30 protein-coding genes are annotated in these 24,937 nt (G+C 56.7%); 17 read left to right on the forward strand and 13 right to left on the reverse strand.

Translation table 11 applies throughout. The features are described from left to right. The first annotated feature begins 89 nt into the window (after window positions 1–89). From ACR0BD_RS16605 to ACR0BD_RS16615, 3 genes are read left to right on the forward strand one after another with little or no spacing between them, the layout of a single operon-like run. The gene (locus ACR0BD_RS16605; protein ID WP_480832069.1) at window positions 90–1,424 is read left to right on the forward strand and encodes a DUF6638 family protein; all 1,335 of its coding nucleotides are present in this window, start codon (window positions 90–92) and stop codon (window positions 1,422–1,424) included. After that, window positions 1,425–1,691 carry a hypothetical protein gene (locus ACR0BD_RS16610; RefSeq protein WP_480698294.1) on the forward strand — a complete coding sequence of 89 codons (267 nt, stop codon included), beginning with the start codon at window positions 1,425–1,427 and terminating at the stop codon, window positions 1,689–1,691. It abuts the gene before it with no gap. Between the two features lie 11 nt (window positions 1,692–1,702). Then, complete coding sequence (locus ACR0BD_RS16615; RefSeq protein ID WP_480832071.1) at window positions 1,703–2,347, forward strand: DUF1523 family protein; 645 nt, start codon at window positions 1,703–1,705, stop codon at window positions 2,345–2,347. A gap of 63 nt (window positions 2,348–2,410) precedes the next feature. Here the strand turns inward: ACR0BD_RS16615 and ACR0BD_RS16620 are convergent, their stop codons facing one another. The 6 genes from ACR0BD_RS16620 to ACR0BD_RS16645 form a co-directional block, all read right to left on the reverse strand. Further along, window positions 2,411–3,505 carry a flagellar basal body P-ring protein FlgI gene (locus ACR0BD_RS16620; RefSeq protein ID WP_480832073.1) on the reverse strand — a complete coding sequence of 365 codons (1,095 nt, stop codon included), beginning with the start codon at window positions 3,503–3,505 and terminating at the stop codon, window positions 2,411–2,413. Beyond that, window positions 3,502–4,509, reverse strand: a complete 1,008-nt coding sequence (locus tag ACR0BD_RS16625; protein ID WP_480832075.1) for a flagellin — start codon at window positions 4,507–4,509, stop codon at window positions 3,502–3,504. Before ACR0BD_RS16625 ends, ACR0BD_RS16620 begins: the two co-directional genes overlap by 4 nt. 2 nt (window positions 4,510–4,511) lie before the next feature. Beyond that, window positions 4,512–5,963, reverse strand: coding sequence for a flagellar hook-associated protein FlgK (gene flgK / locus ACR0BD_RS16630; RefSeq protein WP_480832077.1), 1,452 nt, complete (start codon window positions 5,961–5,963; stop codon window positions 4,512–4,514). 33 nt (window positions 5,964–5,996) lie between these two features. After that, window positions 5,997–7,292 carry a flagellar hook protein FlgE gene (locus ACR0BD_RS16635; protein WP_480832079.1) on the reverse strand — a complete coding sequence of 432 codons (1,296 nt, stop codon included), beginning with the start codon at window positions 7,290–7,292 and terminating at the stop codon, window positions 5,997–5,999. Window positions 7,293–7,389: 97 nt separating this feature from the next. Beyond that, on the reverse strand, window positions 7,390–8,226 hold the full coding sequence (locus ACR0BD_RS16640; RefSeq protein ID WP_480832081.1) for a flagellar motor protein MotB: 837 nt from the start codon (window positions 8,224–8,226) through the stop codon (window positions 7,390–7,392). Window positions 8,227–8,310: 84 nt separating this feature from the next. After that, window positions 8,311–9,648, reverse strand: a complete 1,338-nt coding sequence (locus ACR0BD_RS16645) for a FliI/YscN family ATPase (protein ID WP_480832082.1) — start codon at window positions 9,646–9,648, stop codon at window positions 8,311–8,313. Between the two features lie 87 nt (window positions 9,649–9,735). On the opposite strand from ACR0BD_RS16645, the gene ACR0BD_RS16650 reads away from it, so the two are divergent. The 9 genes from ACR0BD_RS16650 to ACR0BD_RS16690 are packed head-to-tail and all read left to right on the forward strand — an operon-like array spanning window position 9,736 to window position 14,287. Beyond that, window positions 9,736–10,122: a FlgB family protein gene (locus ACR0BD_RS16650; protein WP_480832084.1), complete on the forward strand. Its 387-nt coding sequence runs from the start codon at window positions 9,736–9,738 to the stop codon at window positions 10,120–10,122. Between the two features lie 12 nt (window positions 10,123–10,134). Next, entirely contained in the window at window positions 10,135–10,521 is a 387-nt protein-coding gene (gene flgC / locus ACR0BD_RS16655) for a flagellar basal body rod protein FlgC (RefSeq protein ID WP_480656548.1), read from the forward strand. Between the two features lie 11 nt (window positions 10,522–10,532). After that, window positions 10,533–10,823 (forward strand): flagellar hook-basal body complex protein FliE, encoded by a 291-nt coding sequence (gene fliE / locus ACR0BD_RS16660; protein ID WP_480698278.1) that lies wholly within the window; start codon window positions 10,533–10,535, stop codon window positions 10,821–10,823. Between the two features lie 4 nt (window positions 10,824–10,827). Further along, window positions 10,828–11,100 (forward strand): flagellar biosynthetic protein FliQ, encoded by a 273-nt coding sequence (locus ACR0BD_RS16665; RefSeq protein WP_058282142.1) that lies wholly within the window; start codon window positions 10,828–10,830, stop codon window positions 11,098–11,100. Continuing rightward, on the forward strand, window positions 11,100–11,810 hold the full coding sequence (locus tag ACR0BD_RS16670; RefSeq protein ID WP_480656544.1) for a flagellar hook-basal body complex protein: 711 nt from the start codon (window positions 11,100–11,102) through the stop codon (window positions 11,808–11,810). Before ACR0BD_RS16665 ends, ACR0BD_RS16670 begins: the two co-directional genes overlap by 1 nt. Window positions 11,811–11,832: 22 nt before the next feature. Next, a complete protein-coding gene (flgG, locus tag ACR0BD_RS16675; RefSeq protein ID WP_480832087.1) occupies window positions 11,833–12,618 on the forward strand; it encodes a flagellar basal-body rod protein FlgG in 786 nt (261 codons plus the stop codon). After that, window positions 12,618–13,034 (forward strand): flagellar basal body P-ring formation chaperone FlgA, encoded by a 417-nt coding sequence (flgA, locus tag ACR0BD_RS16680; RefSeq protein ID WP_480832209.1) that lies wholly within the window; start codon window positions 12,618–12,620, stop codon window positions 13,032–13,034. The genes flgG and flgA overlap by 1 nt, the downstream gene beginning before the upstream one ends. Then, complete coding sequence (gene flgH / locus ACR0BD_RS16685; RefSeq protein ID WP_480832089.1) at window positions 13,034–13,765, forward strand: flagellar basal body L-ring protein FlgH; 732 nt, start codon at window positions 13,034–13,036, stop codon at window positions 13,763–13,765. Before flgA ends, flgH begins: the two co-directional genes overlap by 1 nt. A 12-nt stretch (window positions 13,766–13,777) precedes the next feature. Then, complete coding sequence (locus ACR0BD_RS16690; protein ID WP_480832091.1) at window positions 13,778–14,287, forward strand: flagellar basal body-associated protein FliL; 510 nt, start codon at window positions 13,778–13,780, stop codon at window positions 14,285–14,287. 28 nt (window positions 14,288–14,315) lie between these two features. Here ACR0BD_RS16690 and ACR0BD_RS16695 read toward each other — a convergent pair whose 3' ends face one another. The 7 genes from ACR0BD_RS16695 to ACR0BD_RS16725 all read right to left on the reverse strand — a co-directional run bounded on the left by ACR0BD_RS16695 (window position 14,316) and on the right by ACR0BD_RS16725 (window position 21,096). Further along, window positions 14,316–14,690 (reverse strand): hypothetical protein, encoded by a 375-nt coding sequence (locus tag ACR0BD_RS16695; protein ID WP_480832093.1) that lies wholly within the window; start codon window positions 14,688–14,690, stop codon window positions 14,316–14,318. Continuing rightward, a complete protein-coding gene (locus tag ACR0BD_RS16700; protein WP_480832095.1) occupies window positions 14,687–15,775 on the reverse strand; it encodes an EscU/YscU/HrcU family type III secretion system export apparatus switch protein in 1,089 nt (362 codons plus the stop codon). The genes ACR0BD_RS16695 and ACR0BD_RS16700 overlap by 4 nt, the downstream gene beginning before the upstream one ends. Further along, window positions 15,772–16,545 carry a flagellar biosynthetic protein FliR gene (locus ACR0BD_RS16705; RefSeq protein ID WP_480832097.1) on the reverse strand — a complete coding sequence of 258 codons (774 nt, stop codon included), beginning with the start codon at window positions 16,543–16,545 and terminating at the stop codon, window positions 15,772–15,774. The genes ACR0BD_RS16700 and ACR0BD_RS16705 overlap by 4 nt, the downstream gene beginning before the upstream one ends. Then, window positions 16,542–18,629, reverse strand: a complete 2,088-nt coding sequence (gene flhA / locus ACR0BD_RS16710) for a flagellar biosynthesis protein FlhA (RefSeq protein WP_480832098.1) — start codon at window positions 18,627–18,629, stop codon at window positions 16,542–16,544. The genes ACR0BD_RS16705 and flhA overlap by 4 nt, the downstream gene beginning before the upstream one ends. A 9-nt stretch (window positions 18,630–18,638) precedes the next feature. Next, on the reverse strand, window positions 18,639–19,328 hold the full coding sequence (locus ACR0BD_RS16715) for a transglycosylase SLT domain-containing protein (RefSeq protein WP_480832100.1): 690 nt from the start codon (window positions 19,326–19,328) through the stop codon (window positions 18,639–18,641). Window positions 19,329–19,401: 73 nt separating this feature from the next. Then, complete coding sequence (locus ACR0BD_RS16720) at window positions 19,402–19,830, reverse strand: Lrp/AsnC family transcriptional regulator (RefSeq protein WP_480832102.1); 429 nt, start codon at window positions 19,828–19,830, stop codon at window positions 19,402–19,404. A 33-nt stretch (window positions 19,831–19,863) separates the two neighbouring features. Continuing rightward, the gene (locus ACR0BD_RS16725) at window positions 19,864–21,096 is read right to left on the reverse strand and encodes an MFS transporter (RefSeq protein WP_480832104.1); all 1,233 of its coding nucleotides are present in this window, start codon (window positions 21,094–21,096) and stop codon (window positions 19,864–19,866) included. Window positions 21,097–21,279: 183 nt separating this feature from the next. On the opposite strand from ACR0BD_RS16725, the gene ACR0BD_RS16730 reads away from it, so the two are divergent. Genes ACR0BD_RS16730 through lptB form a run of 5 tightly spaced genes read left to right on the forward strand, consistent with a single transcriptional unit; the run spans window position 21,280 to window position 24,723 of the window. Beyond that, entirely contained in the window at window positions 21,280–21,894 is a 615-nt protein-coding gene (locus tag ACR0BD_RS16730; RefSeq protein ID WP_480698262.1) for a ribonuclease D, read from the forward strand. Then, a complete protein-coding gene (locus ACR0BD_RS16735; protein WP_480832107.1) occupies window positions 21,891–22,859 on the forward strand; it encodes a KpsF/GutQ family sugar-phosphate isomerase in 969 nt (322 codons plus the stop codon). Before ACR0BD_RS16730 ends, ACR0BD_RS16735 begins: the two co-directional genes overlap by 4 nt. An 11-nt stretch (window positions 22,860–22,870) precedes the next feature. Continuing rightward, window positions 22,871–23,470: an LPS export ABC transporter periplasmic protein LptC gene (gene lptC, locus ACR0BD_RS16740; RefSeq protein ID WP_480698258.1), complete on the forward strand. Its 600-nt coding sequence runs from the start codon at window positions 22,871–22,873 to the stop codon at window positions 23,468–23,470. A gap of 3 nt (window positions 23,471–23,473) precedes the next feature. Continuing rightward, complete coding sequence (locus tag ACR0BD_RS16745; RefSeq protein WP_480832109.1) at window positions 23,474–23,965, forward strand: LptA/OstA family protein; 492 nt, start codon at window positions 23,474–23,476, stop codon at window positions 23,963–23,965. After that, window positions 23,965–24,723: an LPS export ABC transporter ATP-binding protein gene (gene lptB, locus ACR0BD_RS16750; RefSeq protein ID WP_480698255.1), complete on the forward strand. Its 759-nt coding sequence runs from the start codon at window positions 23,965–23,967 to the stop codon at window positions 24,721–24,723. Before ACR0BD_RS16745 ends, lptB begins: the two co-directional genes overlap by 1 nt. The last annotated feature ends 214 nt before the right edge of the window (window positions 24,724–24,937 follow it).

Raw genomic sequence — 24,937 nt, forward strand, 5'->3', positions numbered from 1 at the left:
AACTCGGGCTTTCAGAGAGACGGTGGAGCAATGAAAAGGGTGAGGTCATGACGGCTGAGCAGACGAGCTGTGGAAGGATAGATTAAGACATGATCCGCCTCATCGAAAAAGGCCTGATGTTCGGAAACCTCGTCCACATCTCCAGCCCGGCCTTGGTCGAGCGGTATAACCGCGCGTTGCAGCATCTGGCTGATAAGACCACTCAGCTGACGGATTTTCATGTCGATATCTCGGGCTATTCCCCTGAGATCGGTCAGGAGTTGGACGATCCGCTCTACCTCAATCCCAATGGGGTCAACCGGCAGTTCATTCTGCTGACGACCGAGCAGAAACGCGCGCCGCTGCTGAACGTCAAATTCTCGACCTCGCGCGATATTTTGCGCGAATTCATCGAGATGAACGAGGCGCAACTGTTCGCCCTTACCGCCACGGATGCCGTTGCTGGAGAGCTGGTGAACTCGGTCTTCAAACTCACGACACCAGCCGAGCTGTTGAGTTTGCGAAAGATTGAGATTGAGGCGGACACCGTCGGCGGTACCCTCCGCAAAGCCGAGCAACTGGCGGGCATGGTCGAACGCTTCAAAACCGAAGAGGACGCCTGGTTTGACGACGTGCTGATCGCAAAGATGATCAAAACGGCGCAGGAAACGGGCGACGTGACCCGCAACCCGGTTCGCCTGCGCCACACAACGTTTGAACAGTGTAATTTCTGGACGGCGCATTTCGGCGGGCTCTATCTTTTTCCTGATCTGGATTACCCGGCCGCGATTTGTATGAGTGATCGGCCAGAAAAACTGCCGATCGACCATGTTTTTGACCTTTCGCAACGGCACCGAATTGCGGCCTTCCTGAACGACAACGGTCTGGTTGAAACGATCATTGAGGCGCGCGGTGTGAATTCGGCTGCCGTTCTACAGCAAAAGATGGATTTTCTGACCATCCATGCGGCGGCCGACGCGGGTGTCGATCTGACGGGGCTGGATCGCAGCGATATGCGGCGGCTGGCCCGCAACCATGCCGATCAACTGCCAGAGGCTTACCAGGGTCTTGCTGAATTGTTGCGCTGGGCAAGTGATGGCGGGCCGTGGCCGCGTATCACCTCGGATCATCCGGCTTATTTCTATACATTGCGTGCGGCGGATACACCGAACCGCGATTTGGTGAACATGCTTTTGGCCGAGCTTGCTCCGCTTGACCCGCGTCAGATGTTCATCTGCCACAAAGAGCTGTTTTACAGTACGTACAAAACCTGGTCAGACAGCAAGAAAGCTTATGTTGCCGACTTCCTTGCGTGTGAGTATCAGGTAGACAAAGCAGGTGCGCGCGCGGCTCTTTATGGTCATGAACCCGATATGAGCGGCGACCGGGTCAGCGACGACATTATCGCGCGCGTTGGTCCTTGGGGCGCGGTTGGGAGAAGTTAGATGTTTGTGGCACTGCGTTTTCTGGTTCCCTTACTGATCTTCCTGACCATTCTGTACGTCGGAGTGTCGCTCTATTCACGATGGGTGCGACGCGGTAAATTGATCGCGCATTGGGAAAAAAAAGGGCTGTCAGGGGACCGGGACGCTTTTGTCCGGCGCGGATTAGAAAAATATGATGGATCATTTCGCCGAAAACTGATCCTTGGGATTTACGTTGTGCCGCTGGGTCTGATCGCAATCCTGATTTATGTATCGAATTTCATGTGAGGGTTTCGCAAATGCGTTACGTCAAATGGGCCATCATCATTCTGTTTTGGGGCACGATAGCCTCGGTGCTGAACTATACGCTTCCGCAGCATGATGTGGTTCGGATTTCCGACACTTATGAAAAGCGGATTGACCCGGGTGAGAACAGCATTTTCTGGTCGGTTCATGATGTTGGAAGCGATGCGACGACACCGAACCGCGATGTGTTTTTCATTCAGACGCGCAAGACCAACGGTAAGGTCATGGTGTACCGAAATGAGGACACAGGTTGGGGTTGGCCGCCCTATTTCAAGCTGAACTCTTCGAACCTTCAGGCCGAGGCCGCAGATTTGAAGTCAACGACCGAGGCGCCGCGCTGGGTCGTGGTTCGTCACTATGGCTGGCGCAGTGAGTTTCTTTCGATTTTCCCGAACGCTGTCAAAATCTGGTCTGTCGACGATCCGAATGTGCGGATTATTCCGTGGTTCAACATCATTTTCCTTGTTGTTTTTGCGGCCTTGCTCTGGGCCATTTGGGTCCGCTGGCGTCGTTTCAGACAAGCACGAGTAGACCCGATGATCGAAAACGTTGAAGACGGGCTATACGCTGCGGGCGACGCGATCGAGGAAAGAGGCAGCAGATTCAAACAATGGCTGAGCAGTTGGAAATCCAAGTGACAACCATTGGGCTGTACTTGCCCGGATGTGGGTCAAATTGACGTTACGAATTCACCGGCGTGTTTAGCGCACGATAAATTCAGCATGTAGTGCACCCGCGGCTTTGATTGTTTTGAGAATATCGATCATGTCGCGGGGCGAAACACCCAAGGCGTTAAGGCCCGCAACCACTTCGGACAAAGTGGTAGCTTCGGGAATTTCGGCCAATCCTGTGCCCTCTTCTTCTTCGATGCCTGCGATTGTCCGGGGGACCACTACAGTTTCACCACGGGCAAACGGATTGGGTTGAACTGCGATCGGGGCTTCCTCGACGGTCAGGGTCAGATTGCCTTGCGAGACGGCGACACGGGAAATGCGAACCTCTTGCCCCATGACGATTGTCCCTGACCGCTGATCAACAACGACCCGAGCTTTGGTTTCCGGTTCGACAAGGATGTTCTCTATCCGCCGCAGGGCATGCGCCGTCGAGAGAGCCTCAGTAGCGGGGATGTTCAATTCTACAGTGCCCGAATCTCGCATGATCGCGACGGCTCGGTTGAATTCCGAATTGATCGCCGTCTCGATCCGTCCTGCGGTTGTAAAGTCCGGTTCACGCAGCGCGAGCCGCATTTGCGTCAGCGTCGAGAGATCAAAGTCGATTTCCCGCTCTACGCGTGCACCGGACGGAATCACCCCGGATGTGGGGACACCGCGCACGACCGAGGCGGCCTCACCTTCAGCGACAGCACCACCGGCCAAAACAGTGCCTTGGGCGACCGCGTAGATCTGTCCATCGGCTGCGTTCAGTGGCGTCATGATCAGGGTTCCGCCCAGCAGGCTGTTGGAATCCCCGATTGCAGACACGGTGACGTCGATCTGTCCACCTACTCTGGCGAATGGTGGCAAGCTCGCTGTTACCAAGACCGCAGCCACGTTTTTGGGCCGGAAATCTTCACCGGTGACGTTGACGCCCAGACGTTCGAGAATGTTGGACATGATCTCTTCGGTGAACGGAGAGTTCCTCAACCCGTCTCCCGTGCCGTTCAAGCCGACAACAAGGCCGTAGCCAACCAGATCGTTGCCCCGAACTCCGTCGAAATCCACCAGATCTTTCAAGCGGATCGCGCCGGCTGATGCCAAGCCGGGCAACAGGAACAAAAGAAATATCAAAGCTCTCATCGCAGGAAATTCACTAACGACAGGTTCGCATTGCGAACTGTGACAGAATACAGGCTTTCTAGCTGGAATTGCACGGTTTGAAGTTGTGCAGCCGTCTCGTATGGATCTGCTGCGATTAGCTTGTTTCGGCTGAATTCCAAGCTGGTGCGCCCGGCGCTATTTCGCGTGGCGGCCTGTTCAATCCGTGCCTCTGCTGCGCCGACCTGAGCGCGCAAGTTGACGGTTTCGTTCTGCGTGTTGGCCAATTGGACACCAAGATTTGTGAAAAGATCGGTTCGTTGATCACGCGGAAGGTTTAGACCGTTGTCCGATACCAACGCAGCAACTGCGATGTCGCGCAGGGCAGCCTTCAAAGTTGGGTCCGTCGCGGTCAACGGCACGGTGACGCGTTCATTTTCGGAAATCTGCATCGGTGAAAGCGTTGTGTCAGAGCCTTGATAAATCACCGCATCGAACCCGGTCGGATCGTTGAACCAGTTTTCTGCCGCCAACTGAATATCTGCTGTGGTTGTCAGGCCAGTCAGTTCAGCCTCCAAAGCGGTAAGCAGAGTATCTGTTGAAGGCAGAGGGGACACATCCGTTGCCGTACCGGAAAACAGACTGCGACCTCCGGCCCTGGAATTCAATGCGGACATAATCGTGTCCAGTTTGTTTCGGGCCTGAACAGACGCGTTTTCATGCGTGACCGTCTGGTTCGACGTGCCAAATGACAGTAGGGCTGCGGTAATCTCAATGACCGAGTCGTCAATCGTTGTCAGGCTGCGCTGCATGGCATCCGTGAATAAACCAGCCTCGGCGGTTGCAACCTGAAACGCATCCAGCCGAACCAAACTACGATCAAGATCCAGAAGATGAGAGTAATCCCCATCAAGGCGTCCGGACACGTCCTGCACCTTGCCCGTAGACATTTCGTACGACAAGGTTTCGATCTGGCCTTTGATCTCTGTCGCGCGGGTTTTCAAAGTCAGCCCTCTGGCGAGGTCTCCGATGGATGTCAGATTCATGCTCACAACCTCAACAACGTTTCCATAAGCTCATCCACCACCGAGATGAGACGTGCATTCGCGGCATAGATTTGCTCAATCTGCATCAGGCGCTGAAGCTCTTGATCCGTATCCACGCCTTGCTCCGCTTCGATTTTGGTCATTTCCACATGGGTGCTGTTGGCAAAGACGCGGCGCTGGTTGGCAGTGTGCGCGTCCGCACCGACCTTTGACAAAAGGGCTTCTGTCAGGTCGCTGGCGCGCATGTCTCCGGTGCCAAAGACTGACCCGGCAACCGGACGCGCCTGTTCCAGAACCGCTCCAAATGCCATGAGCTGTGCGGCACTACCCGCGTCCCCTGGCGTTGCTGCCCCGATGCCTGCGCGTAACTTCCAGCTTTGTCCGCCATTGTCCGGGTCGACGATGGCGTTCAGGCGAATGCGTGACGCCAGCCCTGCGGGTGCTGTTGCGTCGAACCGATTGCCTGCGTCTGTAAACAGGGCCGGGTCAGTCGGCAGAGCGCTCGGGTCCAGGCCAGGTGTCTCGAACCGTTCGATCAAGTCGCGAGCCACAGCATCCAAGTTTGTCTGAGCTTCGATCGCCAGCGAGTCTCGGATCTCGAACTGCGCGGCCAACGCCCCGCCTTTTATCTGAGCACTGTTCCCTTCCGTGCGAACAGGGTTGCCATTCAATTGCAGATCGGACAACAGACCATTGGCGACCGTCATATGAGGTTTCGTGTCACCGGTAGTGTTGAAGGAAAATTCAGCAGCCGCCCCTTCAAGCAAGATCAGGCCGCCGTTCGAATAAAGAGAAATCTGATCATTGGCGCGCGGAACAACGTTAACCGGAACCAGTTCGTTGACCTGGTCTATCAGTACCTGACGCTGATCCAGCAGCGCGCCAATCTCGCCGCCCGCGTATTTGACTGCCGGGATACGCGCGTTCAGTGCTTCGATATCTTTGAGCGTCTGGTTTAGTGCCTCTACGGACTTTCCGATTGCCCGATCCGCGCCCGAACGGACCTGTCGAAGACCCTCGGACGCTGCGTTCAGACTATCGGATAGATCACGCGCGGTGCGTGCAACCTGATCCAGTCTTTCCGACGAATCCGGAAGGCTGGTAGCCGTGATCAGGCTGGCCTCGAAATCAGAAAGGCGGCTAGAAATCGAAGTGGGGTCGTCGGCAGTGCCGACCAGCCTTTCCAGCATGTCATAAAAGTCGGATATCGTGGATTTCTGCGTCAGGTCCGCCTCGGCGGTGCGACGGTTCGCCGTAAGAACCGGGTCTTGGTGTCGAACAACTCCCATCGACTTCACACCGTGACCGGCGATTGTGTTGGTGGAAAGCTCAAGGCTTCGGCGCGCAAATCCGGGGGTAAGGGCATTTGCAATGTTGTCGGACACCACAGCAGCACCGCGGCTGGCCGCAGTTAACCCGCCGATGGCGTTGTTCAAGGCAGTCGACATATTCATGACACAGGTCCCTTTTCAGAAGTAACGTTCAAATCAGCGTTTGATATTCGTGGTTTCCTGCAGCATCTCGTCGACGGTCTGAATTACCTTGGCGCTTGAAGAGTACGCCCGCTGTGTCTGAATCATCGAGGTCAGTTCGGTCGCCACGTCCGTTGTGGATTCTTCGCGTGCAAAGGAAACCAGATCTCCGGTCGGACCTTCACCCGCGTTCCAAAGGAAAAATGTGCCGCTTTCACGCGATGGCGCATAGGTTTGACTGTCCAGCGCCGTTAGCCCGTTTGGGTTTGGTACATCCGCAAGCGGAATCTGGAACATCCTGCGGCTGACCCCGGTGTCATAGAAAGCATAGACATAGCCGTTTTCATCAACCTGAACGCTGGTCATTGTCCCGACCGCCGAGCCGTCGCGCGTAATCGAGACCGGCGCAAAAGTATCCGATAGCTGAGTGATGCCGTCCGCATCGCCGAGCTGGCCGAAATTCACTTCCATAGGGCCGCCCGCAACGTTTACGATAACGCTGCCGGTCGCCGGGTCATAGGCACCACCGGACACGGCTGTCACGCTGGCCAATGTACCGCCTGCCGTCCGGCTATCGGTAAACGTCAGCGTGTATTCCCCGATAATCGCGTTGCCCGAAGTCGAGTCGCGCAGGATCATTGTCCATTCATTGCTGGAGCCTGTAGCAGGAACAGTCGGAACCAGTTCGATATCTACGCTCTCAGACTTGCCCAAATTGTCGAAGTACTCGACAGACAAAGGCTGAGTATCACCGGGCGCGCCTGCATCTGTTGCCGTTGCGGGCAAGTTCATACGCAGGTTCATTTGCGTGGTTGGGGCACCGGATAGTTGATTGACGCTGAGTTGGATGGGTTCAAGTGCCGCAGGTGTATCGCGCGGCACAGACGGTATCGAACCATCAGGATTCGCGCGCCAGCCCAGCAGCACCAAACCAGACTCGGTGACAAGGTACCCTTCTTCGTTGGTGCGGAACGAACCTGTGGTGGTCAAAAGCATCTCATTCGAACCGCCAGCGATCTGAGAACTGGGTCGCACTGGCAGCATGCCGCGGCCTCTTACGGCCAGATCGGTTGAATTATTTGTCGTTACAAGTGAACCACGCTGATCGATCAGGCGCTGGCTGGTTGTCCTGACACCGCCTGCAGAATAGCTGCCGCCCTGTCCGGACGTGACCATTGAATGGAAATCCGTTTCAACCCGCTTGTACCCAAAAGTGGATGAGTTTGCGATATTGTCCGAAATCGTGGCTAGCCGGTTTGCATTGGCCTTAAGTGCGGCCACACCGGCGTTCAGCGAAGATGAAATTGTCATTGGCACGCCCTTCTGTTGCGTCAATCCTTGAAGCAACAGCTAACGCGCGGGCTCTTAACAGCGCGCTAACAGCTAAAATGCGCGCTATCCTTTTCGTCTAGGGATTGCGCAGGAAGATGATCTCAATCCTATTGTTTCGAACAGCCATTGGATTGTCATGGGCTAATTCACGGTCGGCGTGGCCAGCGACTCGATCCACCCTTGCAGGTAAAACCCCCTTGTTTTGCAGCATCTGCCGCACCTTTTGTGCACGTGAGGTCGACAGGTTCCAATTCGGGTTTTGCGCCAACACGACAGGTGTAGAACTGACATGTCCTTCAACAGCTATTTGGTTTGTCACAAGGTCCGAGGACCGCGCCACCAACAAAGCAAGCGCACGCGTCATGGATGTCGGAACATCGCTTTCTGATTCGAAAAGCGGCTGATCCTCGGTGTCGAATAGCTCTACCACCAGCCCTTCGTCGGTCACGCGCGTGACGATATGTTTCAGGACTTTGTCCGACACCATACTTTCGCCGGTGCGCCCCATAAGATGGGCCTCAAGGGTCGAGAATGCCTTGGTACTGTCACGCCCACCTTCGGTGTTGACGCCAATCGAGCCGCGCGCCTGACGCGCCGTGGTCGGACTGCGCTTACTGGCGCCAGAGCCGTCCATGACCAGTGTCTCCTCCGAGAACATATTGTTCCCACCAAAAGCGCCATCGCCGCCACCCGACGAAGGACTCAGAGGTATTGTTGGCGAGAAATAGTCCGCCAGCCCCTTGCGTTGTTTTTCTGTCGTTGCGTTCAACAGCCACATCAACATGAAGAACGCCATCATGGCCGTGACAAAGTCGGCATATGCGACTTTCCACGCGCCACCATGGTGGCCATCGCCACCGGACACACGTTTCTTCTTGATGATGATTGGCGCCGCATTGGTTTGCGCACCCATCTCCACCACCTTTTTCTATCACCCGACTACAGGCGTAGCCGTGCAGGTCTTAAGGTGGGCTTAACACTTAAAACTGTTCAGATTTCACCGCGGTGCCATGGGCCCGGCCCGTCGCAGGATCAGTTGCAGATGGTTGAAGCTGTTTTTGATCCCATCCGGTTCGGCCTTGCCAAAGAAGGCATCCAGGTCCTCATGCACACGCACGGCCTGATCCAGCAGCGGGTCGGCACCCTCGGAATACAGCCCCGCTTTGATCATCACCTCGGATTGTTCATAGCTGCCGACCAGTTTGCGGGTTTCGGCGATCATGCGGTTTTCCTCCTCGGACGCCGCGCCGGGCAGGCTGCGCGAGACCGATCGGCTGAGGTCGATCGCTGGAAAGCGCCCACGCTCGGCAATGTCGCGATTCAGCACGATATGCCCGTCCAGCACGCCGCGCAGGATGTCGGCCACGGGTTCATCCATATCCGATCCGGCCACCAGAACGCTGAACACGGCGGTGATGTCGCCCTGATCTGCAGTGCCGGGTCCCGCACGTTCGCACAGGCCGGCGATCAGAGGTGTCACGGACGGAGGGAAACCCCGCAGCGACGGGGCCTCTCCCATGGCGACGGCAATCTCGCGATGCGCTTCGGCAAATCGGGTCACCGAGTCGGCCAGGAACAGAACATTCAGCCCCTGATCGCGCAGATACTCGGCCACGGACATCGCCGACCACGCGCAGCGCCTGCGCGCCAGTGCTGACTGATCGGACGTGGCGGCCACCACAACCGACCGTTTCATCCCTTCCGCGCCCAAGGCATGTTCGACGAACTCATTCACCTCGCGCCCGCGTTCCCCGACCAAAGCGACGACAACGGCATCCGCCTGCATTGACTTGGTCAATGTGGCCAGCAGGGTCGATTTACCCACGCCTGACCCGGCGAACAGACCGATCCTCTGACCCTGAACCACAGGCAGCATGGTGTTGAGGATGGCCAGCCCGGTTTCCATCCGGTCGCCCAGCGGTTTGCGGGCCACGGCGGGGGGCGGGGCCTGCATGATGTCACGCTCTTCCGTGCCGGGCAGCAGGGGCTTGCCGTCCAGCGGTTTTCCGAATGGATCAACTACCCGCCCCAGCCAGTGCATTCCGGGCGCAAAGGCCGGGGTCTGATCCAGAATCACCCGATCCCCCAGACAGACGCCATCGGGTGCTGCCGTGGGCATCATGTGAATCAGATCCGATTCGACATGCAGCACCTCTCCGGCCAGATCCGGGCCGCTGCGTCGCCGCAAAGTCAGGTGGTCGCCGATCCGTGCTTTCCCCTCAAGCCCTTGAATTTCAATGACTCCGCGCGCCACGCCAGACACAAGACCCATATGCCGAACGGCAGACAGACGGTCGAATTCGCATTTCAGCAAGCTTGGGTCGAGATCGGACATCGTGGGTTCTCCAACGGGTTTCTGAAAACGGTTTCTAAAGGAATCGGGGTTAAGCCTTGATTGAAATTGATCGAGGGAGAAGCCCCGATGTTCTCTGACCTGAACGTCTTTAAAACAGCGTACGCAATGGCAACCCATGCCGGGCAACGGCAGGCTGTCATCGCGCGCAACATGGCCAATGCGGATACGCCGGGCTACCAGCCCCGCGACCTTGAGGGTTTTCAAAAAGCATTCGAAAAATCGGGGGGTGAGGTCGCGATGACCGCCACCCGCGCCGGGCATCTGAACGGTTCAAACGCTCCGCAGCCCTGGGCCGAGTATGAGGTCGCGCCCTCGGGCGATCCCAATGGCAACGGCATCTCGGTTGAGGAAGAGATGTTCAAGGCGGTTGAGGTCAAGCGTCAGCATGACCGCGCGCTGACCATCTACAAATCCTCGATGAACATCCTGCGCAGCAGTCTGGGCCGGGCGTAAGGGGGCCGAGAGATGAGTGATTTTTCCCATTCCCTTGCCGCTTCGACCAGTGCCCTGCGCGCGCAATCGGCGCGTCTGCGGCACGTGTCCGAGAATATCTCGAATGCTGACACACCGGGCTATCGTCGCAAAACCGTGCCGTTTGAAACCGTGCAGAAAGACGGGCGTGAGGTGGTGCAGACCGGACGGGTCAAGCTGGACCGCCGCGACGGTTCGCGCATTTACGATCCCGGCCATCCGATGGCGGATGAAACCGGCCATTATCGCGGCTCGAATGTCGATCTGATGATCGAGATCGCCGACGCCCGCGAGGCGCAGCGCAGCTACGAGGCCAATCTCAAGATGTTCGACCAGACACGGCAGATGTCGTCGAGCCTTATGGAACTTCTCAGAAAATAAAGGACACCAGAATGGATATCCGATCCCTGACCGCGGCACAGAACTATGCCGTTGCCCGGCCGGCCACGCAGGCCGATCCCGATCACGCTGGAATGGCGCAGGGGCTGCGCAGCACGTTTCAGGACTTCACCGCGACGCTGAAACAGTCTGAACAGATATCACAGGCGGCCATGACCGGGCAGGCCGATCCGCATGCGCTGGTTCAGGCGCTGGCACAGACCGAACTGGCTGTGGAAACCGCCGTGATCGTCCGCAACAAGGTGGTTGAGGCGTATCAGGAAATTCTGCGGATGCCGGTCTGACCTGATGCTGAGCGAAGGTCTCTTCTATGACATCGTGCGTCAGGCGCTTTGGGTCGCGGTTATCACCTCGGTCCCGATTCTGGCGGTGGCGCTGGTTTCGGGCCTGATCGTGGGCCTGTTCCAGGCGCTGACCTCGGTGCAGGAAATGACGCTGACCTTCGTGCCCAAACTAATCGCCATCGTCATCGTTTTCTGGATTTCCATGGGCTTCATGACCCAGACGCTGGTGACCTTTTTCACCACAACCCTCATCCCGCTGATCGCCGGAGGTCGCTGATGGATACCGCCTATACCACCCTGTCCCGCCAGTCGGGGCTGATGAATGAAATGCGGCTGGTGGCGAATAACATCGCCAATGCCAACACCACCGGCTACCGCGCGCAGGGCTTGGTGTTTTCCGAATTCGTGCGCGATATGCCGGGCAATCCGTCCCTGTCCATGGCACGGGCCGAGGTGCGCAATACATCGCTGCAACAGGGTCTGCTGACCGAGACCGGAGGGGATTTCGATTTCGCCATCGAGGGCGACGGTTTCTTCATGGTCGAGACACCCGGCGGCAATCGGCTGACCCGGGCAGGGGCGTTTTCCCCCAGTGCCGAAGGTGATCTGGTGACCATGGACGGGCACCGGGTGCTGGACGTTAACGGCGCGCCGGTTTTCATCCCACCGGACGCGTCCTCGATCGACGTAGGCAGCGACGGCACGCTCAGCATCGAAGGGCAGCTTTTGGGGCAGATCGGCATCTACCGGGTCGAAGACCCCAAGACGCTGGTGCGTGAGGGCAGCACCCAGTTCCGCGCCGAGGCTCAGATCGATCCGGTGGACAATCCGGTGGTTCTGCACCGGTTCCTCGAAGGCTCAAACGTGAACGCGGTGCATCAGGTCACCCGGCTGGTTGAAATTCAACGGGCCTATGAGCTGGGCCAAAGCTTTCTGGAAACCGAAGACGAACGTGTACGCGGGGCGCTGAAGGCGCTGATGCGGTGACTTTGGAACGGAGGATTTGAACATGCGGGCATTGAAAATAGCGGCGACGGGTATGACGGCGCAACAGATGCGGGTTGAGACAATCTCGAACAACCTCGCGAATATGAACACAACCGGATACAACGCGCGGCGGGCCGAGTTTGCCGATCTCCACTATCAGCAGATGGCACGCGCCGGGAGCATTAACGCCAACGACGGAACGGTTCTGCCGACGGGTATTCAACTGGGTTTGGGCGTGCGCCCCGCGGCTGTAACTGTGCAACTGGCGCAAGGCGCGATTTCGGCGACTGGTAATGATCTCGACATGGCAATCGAAGGCCGCGGATATCTTGAAGTCACACTGCCTAATGGTCAGTCGGGCTTTACCCGCGATGGCAGCCTGAAACGCTCGGCCGAAGGCCTGATCGTCACGTCGGACGGTTTTGCGGTGGCTCCGGAAATCACGATTCCAGACGATGCGCGCTCGATCTCGATCAACGCTTCGGGCGAGGTCTATGCTTACTTTGATGACGCGCCAGAGGGTCAGTTGCTAGGTGAGTTTACCCTTGCGAGCTTTTCAAACGCAAAGGGTCTGGAGGCGATCGGTAGCAATTTGTTCAAGGAAACCGAAGCGTCCGGCGCCCCTGTTGTTGGCACCCCGGGTGAAGATGGTTTGGGTACATTGCGACAAGGGTATCTTGAGGACAGCTCGGTTGATGCCGTTCGCGAAGTCACCGAATTGATTGAAGCCCAGCGGGGGTATGAGATGAACGCCAAAGTCATTTCAGCCGTCGATCAGATGATGGGCGCAACAACGCAGGTACGATGATGCGAGGCCTGATTGTCGCTTTGGCAGCCCTTAGTCCGCTTAGCGCACTTGCGGAAATCGTGGTGCCGGTTCGGACTATTCGCGCCAAGGAATTAATCGCGGCGCAAGATCTTGAGGTCAAAGATCAGGATGTCCCGGGTGCCATTTCCAGATTGGATCATCTGATCGGGCAGGAGGCGCGCATTGCCCTCTACCCCGGGCGACCCATCCGCAAGGAGGATGTCGGGCCTCCGGCAATTGTGGATCGCAATGACCTAGTCGTGCTGATCTTTGATCAGCATGCCCTGTCAATCACGGCCGAAGGTCGCGCATTGGGTCGGGGCGCTGTGGGCGACCGTATTCGCGTCATGAATTTGTCGTCGCGCACAACAGTCATGGGGTTCATCCGACCAGACGGACAAATTGAGGTTAAATGATGTCGGGATTTTCAAAATCACTCTTACTTGGCGTCCTGCTTCTGACGGCCTGCGGGCGGGTGGATCATTTGGGAAAACCGCCCAGTTTCACGCCCAATGAGGATTCCGCAGAGCAGGTCGCCATGCTTTGGCCGGGATTGCCGCTGCATACGCAACCCCAACGCGCCGTTGATCAAGCGTCCTTATGGAGCGGCGGCCAACACTCGTTGCTGGGGGATCAGCGGGCGATCAAGAAAGGTGACATCCTGACGGTCGTAATCGAATTGGACGAAAAGGCCGAAATTTCCAACGATACCAATCGCTCGCGCGCTGGGTCAGAAAGCCTTGAGGTGCCGGGTTTGTTCGGCCTGCCTCAACGCGCGGCAGAACAATTGCCTGAAGGGGCATCTCTGGATGAAGCGGTGTCAATTGACTCGGCTTCGTCAAGCCGGGGAAGGGGTTCGGTCAAACGCAAAGAGAAACTGACGCTGCGTGTCGCGGCAACCGTTGTTGATGTCTTGCCGAACGGAGTGTTGTCGATTTCTGGGTCACAGGAATTGCGGGTCAATTTCGAGCTGCGCGAACTGCTGGTGGCAGGTTATGTGCGCCCTCAGGATATCTCGCGCCAGAATGAGATCACCTATGACAAGATCGCATCAGCACGTGTGTCTTACGGCGGTCGCGGGCAAATCACTGACGTTCAGCAGCCGCGCTACGGGCAGCAGGTTCTGGATACTCTTTTACCTTTTTGAGGCTGTATATTGATGAGAAAACTCCTCCCCTTTGTTTTGCTTTTGGTAGGCCTTGGTATCGGTATCGGCGCGGGTGTTGTTCTGTCCCCCAAAGGTGAAGCCCAAAAAACTGCAGATACCGAGGTCAAAGAAGCAGCGCTGAAGGACGACGCTGCAGACAAAAAAACAAAATCGCCGGGCAAAAAAGATAAGCCGGGTGAAATGGAATATCTCAAACTGACCAAGCAATTTGTGATCCCGATTGTTGAGGCGGATCGCATCGCGGGAATGGTCACAATGTCCCTGAGCCTTGAGGCCGACCCGAGCATCGCCGACCGTTTTTATACCCTTGAACCCAAGCTGAGAGACCGTTTCCTTCAGGTCCTGTTCGATCACGCCAATATGGGTGGGTTCGACGGGAACTTCACGCACTCGGACAATCTGGACACCTTGCGGCAGTCCTTGCTTGAGGTTGTGCAAAAGGATCTGGGCGACAGCGTTTCTGAAATTCTGATCACGAGTGTGAATCGACAAGACACCTAACAAGCAGTCAGGGTTTGGCCAGCATTGGCTAGGACGCTTTGTTGCGTGATCTCTGACGGCGCTCAGCAAGCTGTAGTCTCGACAGTTCGGCTACAGCTTGTTGGCGCCCAAATGCGTTCCGCAACTGGTCCAACGCGGCAAGCTTGCGGGCCTTGGCCCGTGCTAGGTCCATGTTCAACTGGCGGCGTGTCTTGGCCTCCCAACCGTTCCAAAGAACATCGGCGCCTGTCAGCAAATAGTCTTGGGTCTCTTCTGCACACGACTGCCTGACCAATGCGTTCAACTGCGCCAATTGTTGTTGAACTTTCGCCTCTGCGTCCAACACGGGCTTGAGATGTTGGAGCTCTTTTTGAAAAGTGGCTTCCGTCACGACCGCCAAATCTGAGACTTTAGATATCTTCATGCAATTTTGTCTTTCGCGCGTTTTCGCATGGCCTCTGCGAACCGAATGGCAGCGGCAACCGGTTGATAATGCTCTTGGGAAATCTCTTGCCCGATGTCGACACTGGCGTGCAGCGCCCGGGCTGTCGGAGGATCAGAATGGATAGGAACCCCAGCTTCCCCCGCGGTTGATCTGATCGTGGCTGCGACCGCATCGACACCCTTGGCCACACAAACCGGCGCGGAACCGGCCTTGCGTGACCATTTTAAAGCAACCGCAAAATGGGTGGGGTTCACGATAACAACATCTGCCGTCGGGACATCTGCCATCATTTGGTTTGATGCAATCTCTTGAGCGCGTTGGCGCCGTTGTTGTTTGACATGGGGATCACCCTCGGCATCCTTTGTTTCATCCTGGATTTCTTTGCGAGACATGCGGTTCTTTCGGATGTGTTCAGCATGTTGCCAAAGGTAATCAACTGCTCCGATCGCCAGAGCTATTGTAACCACGATGAACATGAAGCGGAACAACAGATCCATCATCAGCAGCAACGAGGTTTGGGCCGGGACAGCACTGGCAGAGAGGATCGCATCGAGATGGGCGCGGAGAAAAAGCGCCAAGCATGTGCCGTAGATCGCCAGCTTTACAAAGCTCTTGGCGAACTCGAATAATCCGCCTCGGCCAAATTTGTTTTTCGCATTTGACGGGATCGATATCCGCGACAGTTTGGGTTTCAGCTTTGAGGGGGCAAAGACTAACGCGCGCTGGGCAAGCAGGGCCAACACAACGGCCAAAGCTGGCACCACGAACATCGCCGAGATTGCGACCAGTGTGGTTTTGAGCATTCCACCAACCGGGCTGGCGGCGGGCCCTTCGACGACAAGGTCTGACAACGTGTCGGCCTGATCCAGGAAAACTACAAAAAGGGTGCCTATTTCTTGAACGCCAAATTGGCCCAACGCGAGAATGGCAACCAAAAACCCCGAATAAGCCGCGACCACGGATAAATCGTTGGACTTGGCTACCTCGCCCTTGTCACGCGCTTTTTGAAGCTTTTGCGGCGTTGGCTCGAACGACTTATCGGCATCGTCATCACCGGCACTCATTTGTCGGTTCCGATCGGGTCAACTATGAAATCGAACAAAGCATCTGACCACACGGCCAGAATCAAAGGGGTTCCCGCGAATAGTAAAAACAGACCGGCGAATGTGATTGCCGGAGCACCGACAAACGCGACCATCAACTGTGGCATCGCGCGATTGATCACACCAAGTGCCAGATTGTAGATGAGTGACGCGATCACGAAAGGCATCGACAGGCTAAAGGCCAGCCCAAAACTATGCGCGATGTTTCTAACACCCCATTGCGAGAGATCGGTTGCAGTTGGCGCCACTCCTGCCGGGAACACTTTGTAGCTAAGGATTAGGAATTCGGCGATACGAACGTGCAGGTCCAGAATTACTGCAACTGTCAGCCCCGCTAGGGTCAAAAGATACCCCATGGCTGGAACCGGATCTGCGGCAGCGCCCCCCAGGATTTGCGAAAGTGACGTTGCTTGCGCGGCGATGGACCCCGCGGTTTGAAGGGCCAAAACGAAAAGGCGCAGTCCCAGACCCAAGGCGGCACCGATGAGAACCTCAATGAATATCAAACGCGTCAACGGCAGCAATCCGGCGTCAGGCGTCAGATCCGGGACGGCCGGGGTGACGACGAGGGTGAATGCCAACGCGACAGAGAGCTTCACGCGTGTTGGAATACTCTTCTCGCCGAACGCAGGAAGCAAGGAGACCAAGGCTGAAACGCGCAAGAAAACGGCGAAGGCGTGCCAAATCTCATCGCCCAATCGGGGGAGGAGTTCGGGTGGCAGCGCAATCACGCAGGCACGGTTCCGACAAGCGCCGGACGCGCCTCGAGCCCGATTTCCTCGAACGACAGAACGGGGTTCGAAACACCTCGCGCCTGCATGATGGTACGTAGCAACCGGCGTCGTCTGGTTGATGTGACTACAGCCGGAAAAAGGCCATGGTCTGCCGATTGTGCAACGCTTTCGACAACGCCATCCGCCAGCTTGTTGAACAGATTGGGCGGCAATGCCACATCAAGACCCGTTGTTGGCGCGTCGATCTGGTAGGTGACAAAGGTGTCCTCCCATTCGGGGGCTAACTGGATGAGCGGGATTGAACCATCTTCACGCTTCATCTCGGCGATCAATTGGAAGCCAAGACGCTGTCTGACCAGCTCGCAGATCCCTTCGGGTTGTGTGGTTGTCAAACGGGCCTCGGCCACGCTTTCCAGGATCAAGGCCATATTTCTGATCGACACTTTTTCATCCAGCAGCAGGCGCAGAACGGCATGCAAGGTATCGATTGGGACCTTGTCTGGGATCAGTTCGTCCAGCAGTTTGCGGTTGGCCTCGGCCCGGATCGGGTCGCTCAACTTGGTCATCTCGGCCAAAAGGCGGCGCAGGGACTTGAGCGTCAGCAGGCGCGAGAAGTTCTGCTTGATGATTTCCAGCAAGTGTGTCGCCAGGATTTCAGGTGGTGACACGATGGTTGCCCCGCTCATTGCGGCGGTCTCTTGATCCTTGGGCAGGATCCAGCGGGCTGGTGCACCATAGACGGGCTCTGTCACGTCATTCCCTTCGGGGAGAAGGTCATGACCCTCCTGCACCAATGCCAGAACCAGATCGGGGTTCAACACGCCGCGTGCCTGCTCGACACCCTGTACTTTGACGACATAGGTTCCCATCGGCAAATCTGCGCGGTCGGTCAGCCGGATATCTGGCAGGATCAGCCCGAAGGTCGATGCAACATAGGTTCGCATATTGGCAATCCGGGCATCCAGTCCGGTGCCTGGATTCAGCACCATGCTGACAAGATCGGGCGCAAATTCCAGATGTACGTCGTCGAGATCCAGAATATCACCGATGGCTTGCGAAACTGGCGTTTCGTCCGTGGGATCGGGTGCGCTTGATGCGGTCTCTGCTGCTTGCTGATTGCGACGCACGCGATAGGCCGTATAGCCCAGAACCGCGGCACCCAGAATGAACGGCAGAAATGGCAAGCCGGGAACCAAAGCAAAAAGAACCATCAAAACCGCGACTGTGCCAAGCGCGGCTGGATGGCGGCCCAACTGCGAGAATAGAGCGCTATCGGTGGCACCCTGTGTACCGCCGCGCGCCAACAGGAGGGCCGATGCAATCGAAATGATCACGGCGGGTATCTGCGTGACCAGCCCGTCCCCAACCGTCAGGATAGCATAGGTTTCAAACGCCGCAGCAATAGGCATCCCGTGCACGACCACGCCCATGACAAGACCCATGACTAGGTTCAGAAGCGTAATCAGCAAACCGGCAACCGCGTCGCCCTTTACGAATTTCGAAGCCCCGTCGAGTGAGCCGAAGAAGGTTGTCTCTTGCTGTTCGCGCTCACGTCGTTCCTTGGCCTGCTGGTGATCAATCGCGCCCGCGGACATGTCGCTGTCGATCGCTAATTGCTTGCCGGGCATCCCATCCAGTGCAAAACGCGCGCCGACTTCGGCCATGCGCGCGGCCCCCTTTGTGATCACCATAAAATTGACGATCAAGAGAACGCCAAAAACCACGAGACCCAGAAAGATGCTGCCGCCCATGACGAAATTGGCAAAGCCTTCGATGACGTCACCGGCCGCGTTGGGGCCGGTGTGACCTTGCCCGATGATCAGCTTTGTCGAGGACACATTCAGTGACAGTCGCAGCATCAGCGAAGCTAGCAGGATCGTCGGGAACGAGGAAAAATCCAGTGGTCTTTCGACAAACAGGGTCAGAGTGAATATCAGGATCGCCAATGCGAACGAGGCTGCAAGCCCAACGTCCAGAACCCATGCGGGCATCGGCAGGATCATCATCACGATGACCGTCATCAGGGCGACGGCCAGCAACACGGTCGGGGAAAAGAGGGAACGGGCGTCGATCTGGGGCACGCGACTTTCCTAGTTGAACGGGATAAAGGCTTTGACGGTTCCTGTTGTCGGAACAAGAGAGCCAAGACCGGTGCTGCGGGGTTGTTCTATCGTTTGCGGGAACAAAGGAGCTGCTGCAGTGGTGAATGGATCATGCGTGACAGCGACTGGTGTGTCTGATTGATCAAGTTGCGCCAGGACGTTCCGAAACCGGGTCGTATACGCTTGTGCAAGGTGCGCGGTGCGAGAGTGATAGGCGCCTGCTGCTGCATCCCAAGAGCCCAATTCGGCATAGAGGTCTTTGACAAAGCGGGCCGCGTAGGCTGCGTTTTCATCGGGATCGAACATGGCGTCGATGGATCGGAAGGCCTTGCCGTGCCAGCGGTAATTGATTTGAAAACAACCAATATCAAAACTGCGCTTACCAGCTTTGAAGATTTTGAAAACGTATGATTTTGCTTCGAATTCTGAGGCGAACCAAAAACCCGCGCCCTCAACATTGATCGTCCAGGGCCAGGGTGAAAGCTTTCCGTCCAATGCACGGCCCGTTTCGACCCGGGATATCGCCCGCAGGACCTTAAGCGGAACACCTTCAGCCATTGCGGCGCGCTGGGCGGCCCGGTCGCAGATATCCGCCGTGCGCGCGTCAGACATTGCAGCGGCAGGTTGCGCCAGACTCAGCGCAACAAAGATCAGACCTGTAAGTGTTCGATTGGGCATTCTGCCGGTCCGGGATTCTGTGTGGTCCCGGTCAAACTAGCGGCAGCAGGGTTTACAGAGGGTTAGCGGCGGTTCAGTTCCGATCAATCCTGCGACCGAAAACGACGCTGGTATTGGTGCGTAGCACACCCGGGATCTTGGCCAACTCATCCACCAGAATATCCAGATCTTCTATCCGAGGCGCTTCGGCAGACAAAAGCAGATCGAAGTCGCCATTGATTGAGAGGCACCGTTTCACTTCGGGGTAGGCTTCAAGCCGTTTGATGATGCGGGTTGTTTCGTTCTGCTGGACTTCAAGCATGACGACAACCTGCACGCGCGGATCATCTTCTGATGTGTTCAGGACGACCGAATACCCCGCAATAGTGCCGGTTTCTTCCATCCGCTTGATCCGTTCATGCACCGTTGTGCGCGCCACGCCGAGTTTGGCAGCGATCTTTGTCGTTGAAGCCCGCGCGTTATGTTGCAAAGCGGCGATGATACGTCGGTCAAGTTGATCCATGCGCCAAGGTGTAAAGCAGATTTGGGATGGTCCTCAAGGCTTGTCAGGTTGATCTGCGCCCGCGTGTCTTTTCTGAATTTGCGGCCAAAGAAAGCCAACAGCAATCAGGCCCATTGCTGCAGCGACCGTCATCCAGATTGCGGCTTGGGTCGATCCTCCGTTTGTCATCAACCATCCGGCGAAAGGGTACAGAACCAGCCAGCATGCATGCGACAGCGTGAATTGAGCGGCAAACATAGCGGGTCTGTCCTCGGGGCGGGATGAGCGGGTCAACAATCGCCCTGCGGGTGTCAGGATAGCCGCATAGCCGAAACCAACACTGGCCCAGATCAGAATAAGAAACGGCAAGCTCGCCCAACCCGCGAAAAACAACAAAGCCCAAAGTGCCATGGAGAAGGTTCCAAATACCGCGCCTGTCAACATGACCCTGCGATCCCGGTACTTTTCCAAGAGCGCGGGCAAAGCGAGAGCGGCCGCCATGGACCCACCTCCATAAGCGGCCATGGCAATGGCAACTGCGCTTTCCGACAACCCCAGTTCGGCGCGAACGATCACGACGGTATTAACGATGACCATCGCGCTCAACGCGGCAGCGGTCCAGTTCAGCGCCAGTAGGCCCCGCAAGCGGGCCGTGGACAGATACAGACGAAGACCGCGCGTGGTGCGATCATAAACGCCCCGTTGCGTCGTTGGCTGCGGCGAAGGCAAGTAGACAGAAACCACCAGCAGGGCCGAGGCAATAAACCCAAAGCCGGTTCCCCAGAAAAGACTGTCGAAACTCATGATCGTCAGGAGTGCGGCGGCCAATGTGGGGCTGACGACACTTTCAATATCATAGGCCAATCGAGACAGGGAAAGCGCCTTTGTGTAATCTTGTTCGTTGGTCAAAATGTCAGGAATCGTGGCCTGAAACGCGGGTGTAAATCCGGCTGAGGCGGATTGCAGAAAAAAGATCAGCACATAGACCTGCCAGATTTCGGTTACGAATGGCAAGCAAACCGCAATGACCGCGCGCACCAGGTCCAGCGCCACCAGCATGCGCCGCCGGTCCAGGCGTTCGGCAAAGGCGGCAGCGATTGGCGCGATAACAACATATGCCACCATCTTGATTGTCAGGGCCGTTCCCAGAACCAACCCTGCGGCCTCTCCGGCCAGATCATAGGCCAGCAGACCCAGCGCAATGGTCGCCAGCCCGGTTCCGGTCAGCGCGACGACCTGTGCCGCAAGTAAATGGCGGTAAACGCGATTTTGCAGAACGCTGAGCATCTGCATGTCCTTTGCCGGGATCGATGTGCACCGGTTTTTGCGGTGTGTGCTGCATCGTAATTTTCCAGCCCAGGGGCGCATGGTCAAGAATTCCGCGCATATTGGCGCCATTCCCGAGATGGCGTTGAGTTTGCGGATCAAACCGCCTATCTCGGGGGCGATATCGCACAAAGGAAGACAGCGTTGGCGAACCACCTCTATAAAAACGACTTGCCGGATGGGCTGGATCTTGGCCCGGTTGTGGCCATCGACTGCGAAACCATGGGCTTGAACCCGCATCGCGACCGGCTGTGTGTCATTCAAATGTCAGGCGGTGACGGCAACAGCCACATCGTGCAGGTCGAAAAAGGCCAGACGCAGGCTCCAAATCTTTGCGCCATGCTTCAAAACCCTGATGTTTTGAAACTGTTTCACTTTGGCCGCTTCGATATCGCTGCGATGTACCATACGTTCGGTGCATTGGCTGCGCCGGTTTATTGTACAAAAATCGCCAGCCGTTTGGTTCGTACCTACACCGACCGACACGGGCTGAAGAACCTGTGCCAAGAACTGATTGGCGTCGATATCTCGAAGCAGCAGCAGATGAGCGATTGGGGTGCAGAAACCCTGACAGAAGCACAACTGGATTATGCTGCGTCCGACGTTTTGTACTTGCATCAGCTACGCGAGGCGCTGGACGGCCGTCTGGCCCGCGAGGGTCGGACCGAAATGGCTCAGGCGTGTTTTGACTTCTTGCCGATGCGTGCGAAACTTGACCTCGCCGGTTGGCCCGAAACGGATATTTTTGCGCACTCATGACCGATACCGAAGCATTTCTGAGAACAGCCCGACAGGTTGTCACGGATGAGGCCCGCGCGCTGGACGCCCTGGCCGAAAGCCTGGACGAACATTTCGCCGAGGCCGTGCAACTGATCCTGCAAGCCACCGGACGTATCATCATCAGTGGCATCGGTAAGTCAGGCCATATCGGACACAAGATCGCCGCCACTTTGGCCAGCACCGGCACACCTGCCTATTTCGTGCACCCTGCCGAGGCGAGCCACGGTGATCTGGGGATGGTGTCCAAGGGTGATGTCGTGCTTGCGATCTCGAACTCGGGTGAGGCACCGGAACTGGCCAACCTGCTGGCCTTTACAAGACGTTTTGGTATTCCGTTGATCGGCCTGTCCAGCAAACCAGAAAGCACGCTGATGAAACAGGCAGATGTGCACCTGTTGATCCCCTCAATGGGAGAGGCCTGCGGCTTTGGCATGGTTCCTTCGATCTCGACCACGTTGACTCTGGCCATGGGGGATGCACTGGCGATTGCGCTGATGAAGTATCGCGATTTCAAACCAGAAGATTTCCGTGCCTTTCATCCTGGCGGAAAGCTGGGCGCGCGGCTGAGTACAGTGCGCGATCTGATGCATACAGGCTCTGCTCTGCCATTGCTTGCGTCCGATGTCGCGATGAGCGATGCCCTGATTGAAATCAGTCAGAAGGGGTTCGGTGTAGCGGGTGTCCTGGACAGCCAAAATCGGTTGACCGGGATCATAACGGACGGTGACTTGCGTCGGCATATGGATGGTTTGCTGTCAAAATCTGCGCAACAGGTCATGACTGAAAGCCCCTCGACCATCGGCCCCGATGCCCTGGCAGAAGAGGCCGTGGCTGTCATGAACGACCGCAAGATCACGTCCTTATTCGTGGTTTCACCAGAAGCGGATGGAGTGGTCGAAGGATTGCTGCACATTCATGATTGCCTGCGCGTCGGGCTGGGGTAGGAGGGGACAGATTGGACAGCCACTCCAGAATGGTGCAATTCCTGAAGGTCTTGTTGCCTTTGGCGGCCATTGTCTTGCTGTCCACTGTTTTCTTGTTCTCCCGCAGTATCGAAACCAATGTCACCGTGCCGTTCACGCAGCGTGATATCGAAGAGCGTCTTGCCGATCAGGTTGTGACGCGCCCGAACTATCGTGGCACGACACGCAAAGGCGAAGAGGTCCAGATCGAGGCGACCCAAGCCACGCAGGGCACCGAAAACTCGGTTCCGACCGCCTCTGAATTCCGAGGTCGGCTGGGTCTGTCCGGAGGCGGGGTCATAACGCTGGATTCCAATTCGGGTATGATCCGACCCGACAAGAACACTGCTACTTTTATCGGTGATGTCCTGATTACGTCGACAGACGGGATTCAGGTGACGACGGACAGATTGAATACGGCGCTTGATGAAATTCGCGGAGATACGCCCGGTCAGGTACAGGGCACCGGAATTATCGGCGATTTCTCTGCCGGGCGAATGACCTTTGGTACGGAAAAAAAGGATGGCCCGGTCCATATTATTTTTACAGACGGCGTGAAGCTGATATACGAGCCTGAAAGAGCAGAAAGATAACCTGTGTTCGATTTTCGATTTGCCATTGCTGGCCTTGCCTTGTTGACCAGCCCGATATCTGCGGTTGCGCAGGAAGCTCAGGTCGCGTTCGGGGCGGTCAAAGCCGACCCTAGCCTGCCGGTTGAGGTGACCTCGGAGTCGTTGAACGTAAATCAGGAAAACGGCTCGGCTGAGTTTATCGGAAATGTTATCGTCATCCAGGGCGAAATGCGACTGACGGCGGGGCGCGTCCTGGTCATATACAACTCAGATCGCTCGGGGATCGAACGTATGGAGGCGACCGAAGACGTTGTTCTGGTCAGCCCACCTGATGCGGCCGAAGGCGACTGGGCCGAATACACGATCGATTCGGGCGAAATTGAAATGCGCGGTAATGTGTTGCTGACGCAGGGACCCAGTACGATCAGCGGAGACCAGATGAATGCCAACCTGACCACAGGTACGGCAACCGTCAGCGGAAACGTTAAAACCATTTTGCAACAGGGTGCCAACTGATGGCGTCCGCTAACCTGACACTTACCGAAGGCAGTTCAGGTCTCAAGATCGAGAAGTTGCGCAAATCCTACCGGAAAAAGACGGTGATCCGCGATGTGTCGATGACTTTGGGACGTTCCGAAGTCGTCGCACTGCTGGGGCCAAACGGGTCGGGTAAAACGACGACCTTTTACTCGGTCGCAGGGCTTGTGTTTCCTGAAGCGGGAACCGTGACAATCGACGGGCAGGTCGTGACGACGTTGCCAATGTATCGCCGTGCGCGCCTTGGGATCGGTTACCTGCCGCAGGAAATGTCTATTTTCCGAGGTATGAGCGTTGAGGATAATATCTCTGCCGTTCTCGATATCACGGTCAATCACGCGCATCGGCGCAAGGAACGACTGGAAGAACTGCTGTCGGATTTCTCGATCGAGCATCTGCGCCGCGCGCCGGCGTTGGCCTTGTCGGGTGGTGAGCGCAGGCGTGTGGAAATTGCGCGCTGTCTGGCAGCCGATCCGAAATATCTTTTGCTGGATGAACCATTTGCCGGGGTGGACCCGATCAGTGTGGGCGATATCCGGCATCTGGTTGCAGACCTCAAAAAGCGCGGTATCGGCGTGTTGATCACTGACCATAACGTGCGGGAAACACTGGAAATTGTTGATCGCGCTTACATTTTGCACGATGGGCAGGTTCTGATGTCCGGGACCCCTGACGAAGTGGTTGAAAACGAGAACGTACGCCGCGTCTACCTGGGCGAAAACTTCCGTATTTCATAAGGTTGCGCGGCATTGCGCTGATCGAATGGCGGAAATTGCGTATATACACGCCTGTTTTTATTGACTCTTCCGCCGTCTCTTGCCTCAATTGGGTTATGGCATTTCTTCGGTTCCAGTCTGGATCACGATGCCCCTTCGTTGAAGGGACCCCCTTTGGGCAATCGCGGAACATGCCGATATCCCCCACCCGATAAAAACAAGCGCGTCGTTTCTG

It is taken from the genome of Ruegeria sp. G5, assembly GCF_056533365.1.